We start from the raw sequence: 15,002 nt of genomic DNA on the forward strand, positions 1-15,002 counted from the left end.
GATGCGCGCTTAAGTCAGCGATCCGTGGGTCGGGCCAGCCGCGAAGGATCCTGCCACAGCCTGCTAATATTGCCCTATCAGCCTTTTATTACTTCCCTATCGACCCTAGGACGGATCCATGAAGAATTCTGTACTGCGCGGCCTCGCCGTCGGCGCCGTCGCCGCGCTCGCCGTCGCCACCGCCGCCGCGAACGCGCAGGCTGCCGTCTCGTGGAAGAACTGCACGAGCGTCAACAAGACCTACCCGCACGGCGTGGGCCGGACCAACGCCAGGGACCACACGTCGGGGCGAGCGGTGACAAACTTCAAGAAGAGCAACACGCTGTACGCGGCTGCGATGAGGGCCAACAAGGGCCTTGACCGCGACAAGGACGGCATCGCCTGCGAGAAGCGCTGACACCACGATGAAGAGGATCGCGCTAGCCTCGCTCCTGCTCGACGCGAACGGCACCGCCAATACAGGCTTTGGTTCCGCGGCCGCTGCAGGGTGTCTAGTCCGAAAGTGAACGGTGACCGGGCACCAGGGGTATTCAAGCGCTCCGCATGGCTCGAGCGGCGTCAGGCCGCGGGTTCGAAGGTGACCCGGTAGCCGAGGGCTTCGAGCTGTCGGATGGGTTGCGTTTACTGGTCTCGGTGTTGATGGTGCGGGCGTAGTGCTCGTCGCTCAGGTCGTGGAACCGGGCGGCTGGGCCGCGACTACGCGATGGACGCAGCTCGCGCCGGCATCGTCACGGACGGCAACCTGACCCTCCGCTGACCCACGGCACCGCCACCGGTCCCTGAGTGGCACCTGGCGGCGCACACCGGTCCTGAGGGCATCGTCTAGTAGCCACGAGTGGAAGGACGAGCGGAAGCCACCCACCTGTTCAGTCGGATGCGCGACTCCGCCTGACGCCGACGACCACTTGTGCGTCCTTGGATACCAACCACGTGAATCCTCCGTGGAGGATGGCGACGACAGCCACTCTGTCCGCGGCGCCAAGTTCTCCATCCGCTTTCGCGACAGCCAACGCAGCGCGGATATCAACCTCGAGGGACGCATCGTCGAGGTCCCTCAGACCATGCAGTTTGGAGAACGCGGTGAGCGTCCGCGAACTGAGGAAGGCCGCTCCCGGGTTGAGGGTCGCGAGAACAACCCTGGCTGGAAGATCAGGACCCCTCTCGGGCGCTGGGCCGGTGGATTCTCTGGACTTATGACCAAATCGGGACAGGACTCCGGCCTTGACCTGCTCCCATGTCCGTTCCTTGTGGGCTGTTGAGTAGTTCGTGATGACGGACATCGAGGGGTCCACAACGAGCTCGTACCCCTCTCGGGACAACGTCACGTAGCCGCTGCGGTGCACGTCACGCGCGCTCTTGAGGATGAAGTCCTCCAGCATCATCCGGAGCTGCTCCTCTGCCTCCACATCAGGCCCGCCGTGATGGAAGCGGAACGACTCGCGGGCTGTCAGTGACACCCGAACGTCGTCTACCTCATCAACCTCGACCGAGAGTGGAACTGACATCGTCGAGGCAACGTGGGACATCGTCCCGCGAGGCTTGCGATCCTTGTGTCCGTCGGGCGCCGTGGGTCTGGAGCGCGTAAACCCCGGACACTCAGGCTGGTGGCACCAACCATCGGCGAGCCGTCCCCCGTTTGGTGCATCGTGCCCCGTCCCGCCGGAAGCGACGGCAGCGATCTGCAAAGCCGTCCCCTTGCTCCGGCGGCGGCTCCCGCGTCCCAGCGTCCATTCCTGCCCCCGGTCTCACATTCGGTGGACTGTCATCGTCCCAGACTCTGTCTGACCGAGCCGCCCGGACGCATACGTCCACCGGGGGTCACCGATCGCATGGAGCTGTACCCGCGACTCCGACCCATGGCCTTTGGGGTGCGTCTCGGCGCCGCCTGCCGGGCGACCCTACGGGCACGGTTTGAGCGCACGTGACCGTACCGATCTACTGTGGCTGGATGCTCAACAACCGGTCGGCGCCGCATGCGCGGGTGACACCCGTTCTGACCGTGGCCGATGTTCGGGCGGCGGTGGCGTGGTACGCCGATGTCTTCGGGTTCGTCGAACACGTCCGGATCGGCGAGGGGCACCGCTCGCAGCTCGGGCTGCCGGACGGGCCGCCGGCCGAGCTCGTGGTGGCCGAGGTTCGGCCCGGGCGGCGAACGCCCCAAGAGGGGCGTTCTCACCAGGTCATGCTCAAGGTCGCCGACGTCGCGCGCGTGGTCGGGACAGCGACGGCTCGAGGCGCCGTCGTCGTCGACCCACCGCACGACTGGGAGTACGGCGAGCGACAGGCCACGCTCGATGACCCGTTCGGGCACCAGTGGGTCCTCAACCAGACGATCGACGACGTCGCGCCCGAGCAGTGGGGCGGTCAGACCGTCACCCCGCGCCCTGGATCCCAGTAGCCCCGGGGGCCTGGTCGCCGCCGGCCATCCCAGCCGCATGCCGCCCCCGCAGACCTCGGCCCGTACGCAGCCTTGGTCGACGATCCCGATGGCAACGTCGTCCTCCCGACGTCCGAGGAGGCGGCGCGGGTCGACAAGAACGACGCGTAGCATCCCACTGCGAGCGGGGAGTCTCCGATCTTGTCGAGATACTGCTGGGGTACGCCTCGATCCACTGTCTCGGGATCTGCGGCTGGCCCGCAGCAGGGCGGGTTCCTACTTCCACCTGAAGTGGACGAAGACGCGGCCGAAGTTGTCGGAGTCCTTTTCGGCCCGGTGGTAAAGGCCCTTGATGTCCCTGCGGTCCAGGAAGCGCAGCACCCGCTTCTTGAGCTGACCCGAGCCCTTCCCCGGGATGATCTCAACCAGGGGCGCCTTCTTCTCGATCGCTTCGTCGATGACGGCTCGGAGCGCTCGCTCGATCTCATCGCCCCTGTTGTAGATGTCGTGCAAGTCGAGCTTGAGCCTCACAACACGATCCTCCAGCCACCCGCACGGACAGCGCCAGGTGCACAGCGCCCCTCTTCGTTCCCCAGCCGTGACCACCGTATGCAGCACCGGCATCGTTGAGCCCCTTTCCCGGCCGGGTCAGCAGCCCGACCGTCGACTTGCGTCACACCGCCGCCTTGGACTGCCAGACCCAGGCTGCTGCCGCTCCACTCACGCCCGCGGATCCCTGCGAGCGACGTCGGAACGGGTGGGCCACCGAACTGGGCATCCGGTGGCGTAACGGTCTCGTTGTCTCCGACGACCACCGCAGTCAGTACTCGTGTCACGCCTTCGGCCGAGGGCAAGGCGGCCTGGAGGGGGCTAACACGGACCGACGACGAGTGCCAGCCCGGATCACACCTGCTGCAAGCCCAGGGACGGTTGATGTCATCCGGTCCCGTCCCGGGGCCTCGGAAGGGAGAATCAGAAATGAACACAAGTATTGTGCCCGCCCGTCGTGTCGCGTCTAGCTTGGCCATCGCTGCCGCGGCTGCGGCTCTGGCGTTGCCAAGCGCCCATTCAGCGCCGATCAGTGGGCTGTCGAGCCCAGGATTGACTGCAAGTTCGGTGTCCCTCCCGTCGGTGACGTATCTCCGGTCGCTCGCAACCGGGTTCGCGCTCGACAGCAACTACAACGGGGATGTCTACGCCATCCCGAGCAACAACGGCGGTTTCCAGCGGTGGATCGTAGGGCCTGGCGCCTATGGAGGTGTGACGCTTCGGAACTGGCAGACCGGTCGATGCCTGGACAGCAACACAGCGCGCAAGGTGTACACGTTGCCGTGTAACGGTGGCTCCTTCCAGAGCTGGGCGCTGGAGCAGTCGAGGTACGGGACCTTGATCCTGCGTGATGTCGCGACTGGGTTTGTGCTCGACGGGAACGCCGCCCATTCCGTGTACACGGGCCCGTGGAACGGTGGTTCGTACCAAAGCTGGATGCCCGCAGGAGCTTGAGCAGTCCCGTCGAAGGTCAGTCGCGCCGCGAGCAGTGTCGGCCAAGACCAGTTCCCTGAGTGACCTCGCGGGAGGCGAACAGGGTGGCGGGTCCCGGGCGCAAGTCCCGGGCCCCGCCATCTGGTGTTCGGGGCAGTCCAGTGCCCGAGCACGAACGGTGAAAAGCTCATCAGCCCGGGGACGCCGTGTGGGCGTTAGCTCGCGGGAGCGGTGATGACGCGAGTCGGGCACGAAGCGAGGTCTTGTGTGACCACGCCTGTGATGGGGCCGCACCGCTGGCGGCTTACGGGTGGTCGTCCAGGTAGGTCAGGACGGCCAGAACCCGGCGGTTGAGCGCCTTGTCGTCGCTGTCGAGGGGAAGCTTCTCGAAGATCGCTGCGATGTGCGTTTCAATGGTTCGTGGCGACAGGAAGAGCGCCTCGCCGATCCCGCGATTGGAGCGTCCCTCGGCCATGAGCTTAAGAACGGCTCGTTCGCGCTCGGTCAGTCGCGACACTGCAGAGGTCTGCCCTCCGGTCTCCATGAGGTGGACGACGACCTCAGGGTCCATCACTGTTCCGCCGGCGGCAATCCTGCGCAAGGCCTCGACCAGGGACCCGACGTCGTCGACGCGGTCTTTCAGAAGGTAGCCCAGCCCGTGCGAGCCAGACGAGAAGAGATCTCGTGCCCAACGAGTCTCCACGTAAGTGCTCAGCACCAAGGCGGCGACGGGTGGCTGTGCAGTGTGCAGCTGCAGTGCCACGCGGACTCCCTCATCGGTGTGGGTGGGCGGCATACGAACGTCGAGGATCACGGCATCCGGTCTCGTCGACGTCACCAACGCCATGAGCGCTTCGGGTGACGAGAGCTCGCCCACGACGTCGACGCCGGCTCGCTCCAGCAGTGCTGCGACCCCGCGCCTGAACAGTGCTGAGTCGTCCACGAGGACCACCCTCAGGGGTGCGCGGCGCGGCTCCGGACCCGTCATTTCGGTGTCACCCGCTCGCGCGGAAGCCACACGGTCACATTCGTGCCCTGACTTGCCTCCGCAATGTCGAGCTGTCCTCCCATTGCCTCCACGCGATCCCGAAGCCCTGTGAGGCCCCCATGCGTGGTCAGCGTGGCTCCGCCCCGACCAGCATCGGACACGCTCAGGGTGATGCCGTCCCGTTCCGCACGAGCGGTCAGGACCGCTTGGTGCACGCCCGAGTGGCGCGCCGCGTTGGTCAAAAGCTCGGCAACGACGAAGTAGGCGGTCGAGGACACGTCCGCCCCGACGTGGTCGACCTGGGGGTCGAGCTGACACGTCACGTCAAGTGGGGAGCGGTGAGCCACGTTGGACAGTGCGGCCGTGAGGCCACCGTCCTGCAGGTGCGGGGGGTGGATGCCACGTGCGAGCGCTCGCAGTTCCGTCAGCCCCTCTCGAAGGCCGGTTCGGGCGTCCCTGACCAGCGCGCGCACGTCGGCGTCACCCACGAAGTCGGCTTGCGCAAGTGTCGCGGCCACGGCGAGGAATTGTTGTTGAGCGCCGTCGTGGAGGTTGCGCTCAACGCGTCGGCGTTCCTCGAGTCCGGCCGCCACGATGCGTTCTCGCGAGGCCCGGAGCTCCGAGAGGCTGGCCACCAGGTCGGCGTGTAGGCGGTGGTTGCTGGCGCCGGCGCGCACGGCGGAAACGCAGGAGGCGATCAGCTGCTCGTCGTCCACGGCGCGCGGGTCGAAGGTCAGGCGCATCAACAGGATGCCGTCATCGTCTCGGATCTCGACTCGCCCGTGCCTTGGATCCTCCGCGCCGAGGCTGGACTGCAACGTGCCGGTAGCTGAGCTCCAGCCGCCCGCTGGGGTCGGAACCTGGACTGCGGCGCTGGGGTCGGCAAGGACGTCTCGGATCACCTCTTGGACACGCTCGAGGCTTCCTGTGCGGGACGTTTCGTACACATGGCGAGCGACTGCTGCGCCCGCTGCCCTTCGTCTGAGTAGATCTGCAAGCAGCGCGAAGGGGAGAATCGCGGCGGTGAGGTTGCGCACGATCGCTCCCGGCAGGTCGATGAGATCTGGGCCGACGGCCCAGACAAGTTGATCTGCGGCGGCCCCAACGGCGCAGAGACCTCCGATGAGGAGCACCGGGGCGCGGGCCTGTCGGGCAAGGCCGCGAGTCCGCTGGAATCGGACGGTCAGGATCCCTGTGACCGCCAGAAGGAGCACACACACGACGGCGCGTCCCACGCGGACGAAAGCCAGGTCGTGCCACAGACTTGGCAGGTCCACATATGGAGCGCCCTCCGGACGGTAGAAGTCGTCCGCCGCTGGGCCGATCGTCATGGCTGCACCGAGTCGGGTAAGGAAACCAACAGCAAGGAGCGCTCCCACAACGAGACGAGCCGGCCGGGTCAATGTCGGTTGGGGGTAGCGCAGGACGAGTGCAGCCGCAGCAGCCAGATAGACCGGCTCCAGCACGAACCCCACACCAGATAGCCCCGTTCCCACATAGTGTGGGTCGTTGAGGTCACCGGGCACGCTGGCCAGCGCCACGAGCAGGCAACCCCAGGCGTTGACCGGGGGCACGTCGGTAAACAGCAGTAGCCCCCCGACCACAATGAACGCGAGCGTGACCAACACCGTGATCGACACCCAGGCAACCGCACCGTCGAACTGGGGTGACGACGCAGCGATCTTGAGCGCGAACGTCGCTGCCCCTGCCGCTGCATAGACGGCCCGAAGGTGGTGAGGCGCCATGACGACATCTTCCCGCGTCCCCTGGGGATAGGAGTCCAAACCACCTCAATATGGCCGCACCGTTACGGGTTGTAGGCGAATGGAGCCCTGGCTCTCGCCGGCCCGCTCCGTGCTGGGCCTCGAACACCCCGAAGTGCCTAAGGTGGCGGTCGGTCGGTCACGGACCGATTGACCGGGCGACCTGGTAGCGCCGGGATCGCCTCGGCCGCTGATGACCTCGGAAGTAGGCACTACTTCCGCGCGGCTCCCTCCCGCGGGGCCACCTCAAAGTCGAGGTCTTCTTGGTCTCGCATACGTCGATGCCAGGGTTTCATGGATATCTCGCCTATAGCCCCGCGCTCCAAAACGTGCTCCAAAACGTGCTCCAAAACGTGCTCCAGGATGGGGGCAACGGCACCCGCGGCCCGCGCCTTTAGCGCCGGGGTCAGCTGCTCGATCTTCGCCCGCCCGGTGACGTCGATTCCGTTGTCAACTGTCGCGTTCCCGCGTTGACGTCGTTGACGTCGTTGAACGAGCGTCGACGGCGAGTGGCGCGGGTAGGTCTTTGGGAGCCGAGGGGCGCAGCGCGGCGCGGCGAATCACCTCGTACCCCAAGTGGTGGAAGGCCTCGAAGTCGAACTCGTCGTACATCTCTAGTGAGCTCGAGGTAGCCGGAAAGTCTTTGTGTTCCAAGCGATACGCCTCGAGGTCCCACGGCATTCTCGGCGGCAGGACACATTTGATGTAGTCGATCCGGCATGTGTGTCCCCCCTCGAACTCGGCATATGCCACGACGTGCGCCTGCTGGGGCCGCTCGCCCTTCCCGCGCATCATGACCGATGGGTCGAAGTCGATGTTCACGCCGAGATCCATTCGCGCGGTCGCGATCGCTCGGCCGATGGTGGGGAATCGGTCCTCGGCGTCGCCAGAGCCGTCGAGGACGATGACCCTGTCCGGCCTGTCCCGGAGGGCCTCGACCAGTCCCAGGTTGTCGTAGTGTCCGCCATCGCTGACGTACAGGTACGGGTCTGTGAGCCCGATACGCGAAAAGGCCTCGGCAAGCACCTGCAAACCGGAGGGGGCGGAGAGCTTCCGGTCAACCGACATGACCCACCTGTCCAGCCCGCGGTAGTCACGACTGTGGTTCCAGTAAGGGTTCGGCAACCACACGCCGAGCCGGACGTTGACCAGAGCGAACAGGATCCGAAACGGTCGCATACGTCCCTCCCGGCCGGCCACCGGCGCGACAGCGGCGCCGGAGATCGCCATGGCCTGGGCCACGGTGACGTCTCGGCCGACCCGCTTGCGGTACTGGCTCATCGTCAGGGAGCCGCCGGGAGGCAGCTGCCGGGGTGCCTGAGTCTGCACTCCACGGTTGGGTGCGAGGTCCTGCGGCATCCGACAGGCGCTGAGTCCGACTTCATCCGCAGACATGAGAAAGGACGTGCCGTTGCGACCTGTGGGAACCAAGTCGTCATCCAAGAGGTTCGCGGTGCCGCACAGGACGAGACGCGGCCCGCGCGAACAGTCTCTGTGGGGCGTCGGTAGGCAGTCAAAGCCAAGGCCAAGACCACGCTGCTTACCTTCAGGTGGTGATGGTTCGTTGAGGTACGCGTAGGCCAGCCGGTCCCGGTAGAAGATGTGCATGCTCGTGTGGTTGGCCAGGGTGCAAAAGCCCACCAGGACGAAGACCCCCATCGCGAGTGCGATGACCGTCCAGCTTTCCGAACCGGCCCACTGAGGCTCGACGGCTCCCCTCACGACGGGCGTCGTCATGGCGTAGGCGCCATAGGCGGCAGCGCATCCGAGAACGAGCACCAAAATTAGCCCAAGCGCGAAAAGCGGCGCGATCGAAGAGCGAATACCGGCCAGTACCGACCCCCAGAAAGTGGACCGGTCTGGTCTGCGTCGCAGGCCCTTGATCGCCGATCTGACAAACGCCCAGATGCTCCCCACCGTTAGTCCCCCGAGGACGACTTTGTGCTCGTCGAGAATCGCGCCGACGGGTAGTGCCGGGTTCAACGACGTGTTGTGCGCAGCGATGGACAACCAGAGCAGACCGGGCACCACCAGCAGCCACACGAGAGCCGCGGACACAAGGGTGTTGGGAGTATTGCTCCACCAGTTGTCCGGCGCTCGACCACTCAGGGCTAGCGTCCAGGGCTTCTCGGCTCCCGTCCGGTCCCAAATGAATAGGCAAACTGCCAAGCCGCCGAGCACGACGGTCGGCGCCAGCGCCCACCACCAGCGTGAGGGGTCGCCGTAGGTCCACGGGCAGTGAGCCGCCAGCGGAGCGTGCGCGGCAATCTCCACCGCGCAGACGTCCCCCGGCGGATGCGGTGCCGCAGTGGCAACCAGGCCGAGGGCGGACGAGTAGTTGACGATGAGCCAGACGAGAGCAACCCCCGTGGCGGCCAGCATCAACACGTTCAACACCAGCCCCGCGAGCAGGGAAGTCGTCATCTCGAACCGCGCCCGAGAACTTCCGGCGAGGTAATTCGTTCGGTTGCGAAGACGCAAAAGCTCTTCACTGGTGGGCAGGAACGGCTTCTCTTTGTCAGCAGCCAAAGCACTGAACGCCGACGCCGCATAGCCGCCACCACTTACGGCCACGAGTGCCTTCGCGTCACGGTAGATCTTCGCGTCGTCCAGTGCCGCGAGCGCGCCCAGGCAGAACGAGGCTGACTTGATCCCCCCTCCCGAGCAGGTGATCACCGTGCCACCTGCCGTCGGGAGACGGCTCGGTTCGCGACCAAGGTCGGGCCCGGTGCTGTCCTGATCCTGCGGCCCGCCCTCTCTGGCCTTCGCCTCTGCCTCGGCCTCCCCCACTCTCGCTGCCCTCACTGCCCACGAGCGAATCGCCAATATGGACATGCACACGACAAGGGCCGCGCCGAAAACGATGACCATACGCGCCTCGAGGCCACTCGAGGTGGCCACAGAGACGGACAGGGCGGCGTACCCAAAGACGAGGAGAACTTCAACTAACAACACTGTGGCTTGGCGCCGCCGCATCACCCTTCCGTGCGCCTCGACCCCCCAGGCGTTGGCGAAACGTGTAGTCACGATGACCTCCTTGTGCCGTCTCTCGATCGTGGATCGAACCGCCCCATCAGGTGAGCAAATCGCCCAAATTGGGTAGACCGGCGGTCGATCAGGTGGGACTCGACCGCCGGTCTGGTCATGCGCATTGCCGTGTCGGCAAGGACACCGACTCCCCGGCATCTCTCACGGACCGATGGGGAACGTGACCTTGAGTGGGGAGTATCCCCAGTTGTGCATCCCGATGCGGATGCCGGCGAAACTCTTCGTCATGCAGTACGTGGAGCCCGGCCGGATGCCCTCGACGTTTCCCGTGCTAGTTCCGGACCACCACTGAAATTTGCCCTCGCCCGAAGAACCGGTGTTCGTCAGGCAAACCTGCGTGCGGCCAAAGAACCACGTGGCGTAGTCCTTCGTCTGGCCGACATACAGCACGTCGCTCTGCGTGGCGGATGCTGCGCCCTCGCTGGCGATCATCACAGCAAGCGCGGCACCGAGGGCGGCCGTGGCGCGGCGAAGCTTCTTGGTTGATACAGGTGAAGTCATGGCTTCAGCTCTTTCTCTTTGGACTTCCACTCACGGGATGTGAGCCACAACAAGAGAGTGCTGGAGTCCTCTAGCCACGACCTCCGTGTTAGCCCGCGAAACGGATGAGGAAAGCCCGCGTGACGCGCTCCTGACCAAGCCCAGCGCGACCGTCTACCAGCGCGCACAGATTGTGCGGAGCCAGGTCGAATCCCTCCCCAAGCCGTCTCCAGATTCCCTCGAAATGACGCAGCCCGCTCATCCACCGTCGATGCCGGGCGCGTCTCTCCGCCGCCTGCAGACCGGGCCGAAACGTTGGCACGTGGCTAGCCTCGACAGGTCCACCCCCTGGCCGCCGGCAGCGGGCAGGGTGTGGGTCAGTGAAGCATCGCCGCGCGAGGTGACTTCATGTCCGGCCCGTCCACCCTTCTACCGTTCCAGCCCGCGACCATGTCGAGGGCCCAACTCGCCGCCGTGTCCTTTCTGGCGCGCTACGTCGGGCGCACCCAACTCCCTCTGCGCGTTCCAGCTGCGGGAGTGGTTCGCCTGTGCGAGATCAGCGGACTCGACCCGCTCCTCGGAATCCAACGAGCACACATCGAGCTCTACATCCGTCACCTCGGCGAGCGGAGCCGCCGTCCGCGGCTACGTCCGCTTCGCCCCACATCGATGGCCTCATCACCGCCGACCCAGCCGTCTATGCGCGGCTACTCAAGATCCACTGCGACGAGTCGCGCACCCAAGGACTCGACCGCCTCGAGCTGATCCGTTTCCTCCATGTCGCCCAGACCATCACCGTGCACCACGGCGCGCTCGCCTACCTGCTCGGCATCAACGCCCTGCGCGCCTCAGAAGCCGCCGCCGTGCGGATCGGGACTACGCCGACACCCTCCGCGGACACCGCGTCCTGGACCTGGTCGGCAAGGGCAACAAGCCCGCCACCATGCCACCGTCACTGTCACTGTCAGCGTCACCGTCACAGTCCCCCTTGCTCCGAGCGCTTGAGGCTTGCCGTGGCCAGCGCACCACGGGACCGCCTCCCAAGAGGGCCTCGGCGTTCTCCTCGACGCGTTCAGGGTCGGGGAGGTCCATCCGGCTGGACCGGACCGATCGTCTTGTCGTGCAGGGCCACGACGACGATGGACTGCCGCGGCTCGAAGCCCTCGTGAACTCTTCCCAGGGGGTTTCCAGTCCGCGGGTGGACGTGGTGTCCCCATGCCACATGGTACACGTGCCATAGCGAATCCTCTTGCGGCAGAATGGGATCGAGCGGCAGGAGCGGTCGGTTCGGAACTGTCGCATCCGTCCTGCACGGCCTTGGTGGCCCTCCGGGACCATTCACGACAGCGGCGCACCCCTGCGGGCGGTTGGGCGTCATCGTGGCTCTTGGGGGCCGCAGCGCCCCAACCTGGGCAGGTCTGCAGTCGGCGGGCGGGAGGGTGCGCTCCGCCGTCGGCGGACCGCCGGGAGCGTGAAGACCGTCCCGACGACACTGTGCTGCTGACCTGTCGTCGCTGCGGGCAGGCCGTCGTCGTCGAGGGCGGGTCCGGCGTCTGGCCACGGGAGAGCGGGTTCTTCGGCTACCTCGGGGCAGGCGAGTTCGGCGGGGACGTCGGCGCGGGCGATGACGGATCGAACGGAGGGAGCTCCTGGTCGACCTCACAGCTGGCGAACGCGACGAAAAGAGACATGGCCAAAAGGGGTGTTTCCTAGCGAAAGCGGGGAGGTCGGACCACCATGGAAGTGACCGTGGTCAACGGAGGAGGTGCCCTGCGAGCGGGCCGGCGTTCTCGCCCCTGCATCGCCACCGCTGTACCCAGCTACGCGCCGACCAGCTCGTCAGTGCCGAGACCACCAGAAAGAGGAAACCATGGACCTTCCCACCACCCGTCGCAACGTCTTGACCGGTGCCGCCGCAGCGGTGGCCGCGGTCGGCGTTGCCGGTGTCGCCCCCAACGTGGCCCAAGCCGCCCGGCCGCCGATCCCCGGAGGGCGGGGCGCTGGCGACGTTGACCGAACCCGGTTCCTCGACGAGTTCCACGGTCAGACCGACGACGAGAAGTTGACGGCGGCCATGCAGTGGCAGCAGTCCACTCCCGGTCAACCAGCGTTGCGCCTGTTGCCTCGGGCCTACAACTTCAACCAGCCCCGCCAGCTCTACTCGGGGCTGAAGCTGGTGGGCACCCCCGCCGGTCCTCGGAACCTGGAGATCAACGACACCGCCCACGTCCCCTCCCGCTGCTTCCTCGGCAACGGCATAGGCTCAGGCACCAGTTCCTGGTGGAACGGGGCCGGAAACCTGTTCGACGTCTACATGGCCGACTTCGGCGTCCAGGGCGACCAGGGCTCGTCCCGTCAGCAGTTCATGGACGTGCCCGTGACGGCCGGCACCCTCTACGCCTGCCAGTTCCAGGCCCTTTCCTTCGACTTCATGCGTTCCGTCTTCGGCCGCAAGGACCGGGTGTGCGCCTTCACCCAGGTCGTGCTGTCGGGCCACTGGACGGCCAACAACCTCTGGGACACCCAGTTCACGATCGGCGGCTCGGACAACAGCCTGTGGATGGGTGGCTACGTCAACATCGGCACCTCACAATCCCCGGTGCAGACCGGCACGTACGCCGACAACGACTACCAGATCATCCTGTCGTCACTGTCCAAGACCGACATCGGCTACGTGTACTGCACCGCCCTGAACGGCTGGCGCGGCATCAAGGTCACCGGCTCCAGCCACGGCGGCCTCAACTTCTTCGGCGGGGTGTACGAGGGCTACAACGGCACAAACCTGCGCGCCCCCGGCACCGTCATCCGGCTCGAAGGAGGCAACGGCACCTTCCACGGTCCCCGCATCGGCCAGGCCATGGCCAACCCCGACCCGGCCGAAGGCGGTTACGTCCACATGACCGACGGCCAGTGGAACTTCATCGGCCCCAGCTTCTTCCGGGGCGACACCCCGGCCAACGTCCCGGCCATCCATCAGAGCGGAGGTCGTCTCATCATCATGGGCGCCACGGTCGCCAACGACGAGAACTGGCCCACAGAGCCCATCCTGTCCACGGTCGGCGGTAGAGCCATCGTCCTCGACGGCTCGATGGGCTAGCCCAGATCGCGTCGCCGGACACCCCGGTCGCTCCGTGTAGCCCCCTGCGCTTTCCTCCGTGGATCACGAAGCAATCCGCGCCGGCGTCCTCGACAGACAGGGACTGTCCGGTGAATGGTCTCCGAGCAGGGCCAGCGCCAGCCTCCCCAAGGCAACCGAGAATGCGCCAAGATCGTGACATGGCCGCTTCGCACCATGACGAGACAGAGCGAAAGTTCGACGTCGAAACACGAACCGTCTTGCCGAACCTCACCTCCGCTGAGGGGGTGGTCTCGGTCGACCAACCCAGCGAGTTCCAGCTCGAGGCCGTCTACTTCGACACCCCGGACTACGACCTCGCCCGCAACCACATCACGTTACGGCGCCGCACCGGTGGCCCGGACGACGGATGGCATCTAAAGCTGCCCGCTGGCCCAGACACCAGGACCGAGGTTCGCGAGCAACTCGGCCCTGCAGGAGGTGACGTCCCTGACCCACTACGGACACGGGTGCGTGCCATCGTCCGGGATCGACCGCTCGCGCCGATCGTCATCGTGAACACGACGCGGCGTGAGTACGCCCTGCGTGATGCCGAGGGAGCAGTCCTCGCCCGCGTCTGCGACGACTCGGTGCTCGGTCAGCTGCTCGGCGACGACGAGCCGGACCAGACCTGGAGGGAATGGGAGGTCGAGCTCGATGTAGGCCCTGCCTCAGTGCTTGACGCCGTCACCGCGGTCCTGCTCGCCGCGGGCGCCGCCCCTGCGAGCGCCGGGTCGAAGCTGGGTCGCGTCGTGGGCGAGATCCCAGTCATCGAGGTGCGGCCATCGAAGAAGCAGCTTGCCAGGGGCAGCGCCGGCCAACTGCTGTCTGCGCACCTGACCGAACAGACTGCTCGGCTGAACGAGCACGACGCCGGGGTGCGGGCCGGCCAACCCGAGTCGGTGCACCGCCTACGGATCGCCGCCCGGCGGTTGCGGTCCGCGCTCAGCACCTTCCGACCGATCCTCGATCGAACCCTCACCGATCCCGTTCAGGAGGAGCTGCGCTGGCTCGGCCAGTCGCTCGCGCCGGCGCGGGACGCGCAGGTGCTACGTGAGCACCTGCTCGCCCTGGCCTCGTCGGAGCCGGATGAGCTGATCATCGGCTCTGCCGTGACGCGCATCGACGACCAACTGCGCGCTGATCACCAGACCGGGCTCGTGGGGGCCCGCGAAGCACTCGACAGTGAACGCTATCGGCGCCTGCTCGACGCCCTCGACACTCTCGTCGCCAGCCCACCGCTGCGACAGCACGCGGACACGTCGGCCCGCACCTTGATGCCGCGTCTGCTCGCCCGTGACGTGAAGCGGCTTCGTCGCGCGGTGCGAGCGATCGAGGCAGCCCCGGACGCCGCCCACCGCGACGTGGCGTTCCACGAGACCCGGAAGAAGGCCAAGCGCCTGCGCTACGCCGCCGAGGTCGCAGCACCCCCGCTGGGCAAGCGGGCTCGTTCACTCGCGACGTCCGCCAAGCGGGCGCAGAAGGTGCTCGGCGCGCACCAGGACTCGGTCAATGCGCGCGGTCGTCTGCGCGAGCTGGGAGTGCAGGCGCACCTGGCCGGGGACAACAGCTTCACCTTTGGTCGGCTCCACGCTCTGGAGCAGGTTCGCGCCGAACGTGCCGAGGCCGAGTTCGAGACGGTCTGGAACAGGTTCAGCCACAAGCAGATCCCGCGCTGGACCGCGTAGCAGGGACCCGTCGACGGCCCAACTCGATACACGTCTCATCCGCCACATCTGTGCCGCATTC

Annotated in this window: 11 protein-coding genes; 5 read left to right on the top strand and 6 right to left on the bottom strand. The window is 66.4% G+C overall.

The genetic code is table 11. The annotated features are described in order from the left end of the window. Nucleotides 1-118 precede the first annotated feature (118 nt). Nucleotides 119-397 (top strand): excalibur calcium-binding domain-containing protein, encoded by a 279-nt coding sequence (locus NR112_RS01460; RefSeq protein ID WP_256792209.1) that lies wholly within the window; start codon nt 119-121, stop codon nt 395-397. A 469-nt stretch (nt 398-866) separates the two neighbouring features. Here NR112_RS01460 and NR112_RS01465 read toward each other — a convergent pair whose 3' ends face one another. Beyond that, nucleotides 867-1,505, bottom strand: coding sequence for a hypothetical protein (locus NR112_RS01465; RefSeq protein ID WP_256792210.1), 639 nt, complete (start codon nt 1,503-1,505; stop codon nt 867-869). A gap of 443 nt (nt 1,506-1,948) precedes the next feature. Here NR112_RS01465 and NR112_RS01470 point away from each other — a divergent pair, with 443 nt between their 5' ends. Further along, nucleotides 1,949-2,398: a glyoxalase/bleomycin resistance/extradiol dioxygenase family protein gene (locus NR112_RS01470; RefSeq protein WP_256792211.1), complete on the top strand. Its 450-nt coding sequence runs from the start codon at nt 1,949-1,951 to the stop codon at nt 2,396-2,398. Nucleotides 2,399-2,653: 255 nt separating this feature from the next. On the opposite strand, the gene NR112_RS01475 is transcribed toward NR112_RS01470, so the two are convergent. Beyond that, the gene (locus tag NR112_RS01475) at nt 2,654-2,908 is read right to left on the bottom strand and encodes a Smr/MutS family protein (RefSeq protein WP_256792212.1); all 255 of its coding nucleotides are present in this window, start codon (nt 2,906-2,908) and stop codon (nt 2,654-2,656) included. 447 nt (nt 2,909-3,355) lie between these two features. Between NR112_RS01475 and NR112_RS23145 the strand changes: the two genes are divergently transcribed. Next, nucleotides 3,356-3,880, top strand: coding sequence for an RICIN domain-containing protein (locus NR112_RS23145; protein ID WP_374510995.1), 525 nt, complete (start codon nt 3,356-3,358; stop codon nt 3,878-3,880). Between the two features lie 283 nt (nt 3,881-4,163). Here the strand turns inward: NR112_RS23145 and NR112_RS01480 are convergent, their stop codons facing one another. The 4 genes from NR112_RS01480 to NR112_RS01495 form a co-directional block, all read right to left on the bottom strand. Then, a complete protein-coding gene (locus tag NR112_RS01480; RefSeq protein WP_256792213.1) occupies nt 4,164-4,802 on the bottom strand; it encodes a response regulator transcription factor in 639 nt (212 codons plus the stop codon). 41 nt (nt 4,803-4,843) lie between these two features. Continuing rightward, nucleotides 4,844-6,592, bottom strand: coding sequence for an ATP-binding protein (locus tag NR112_RS01485; protein WP_256792214.1), 1,749 nt, complete (start codon nt 6,590-6,592; stop codon nt 4,844-4,846). A 468-nt stretch (nt 6,593-7,060) separates the two neighbouring features. After that, complete coding sequence (locus NR112_RS01490; protein WP_256792215.1) at nt 7,061-9,637, bottom strand: hypothetical protein; 2,577 nt, start codon at nt 9,635-9,637, stop codon at nt 7,061-7,063. Between the two features lie 162 nt (nt 9,638-9,799). Further along, nucleotides 9,800-10,159, bottom strand: a complete 360-nt coding sequence (locus tag NR112_RS01495) for a hypothetical protein (protein WP_256792216.1) — start codon at nt 10,157-10,159, stop codon at nt 9,800-9,802. 1,849 nt (nt 10,160-12,008) lie between these two features. Between NR112_RS01495 and NR112_RS01500 the strand changes: the two genes are divergently transcribed. Next, nucleotides 12,009-13,235, top strand: coding sequence for a twin-arginine translocation signal domain-containing protein (locus tag NR112_RS01500; RefSeq protein WP_256792217.1), 1,227 nt, complete (start codon nt 12,009-12,011; stop codon nt 13,233-13,235). Between the two features lie 179 nt (nt 13,236-13,414). Then, the gene (locus tag NR112_RS01505; protein ID WP_256792218.1) at nt 13,415-14,941 is read left to right on the top strand and encodes a CYTH and CHAD domain-containing protein; all 1,527 of its coding nucleotides are present in this window, start codon (nt 13,415-13,417) and stop codon (nt 14,939-14,941) included. Nucleotides 14,942-15,002 lie beyond the last annotated feature (61 nt).

The sequence above is a fragment of the Terrabacter sp. Ter38 genome, from assembly GCF_024519435.1.
Classification (GTDB): domain Bacteria; phylum Actinomycetota; class Actinomycetes; order Actinomycetales; family Dermatophilaceae; genus Terrabacter.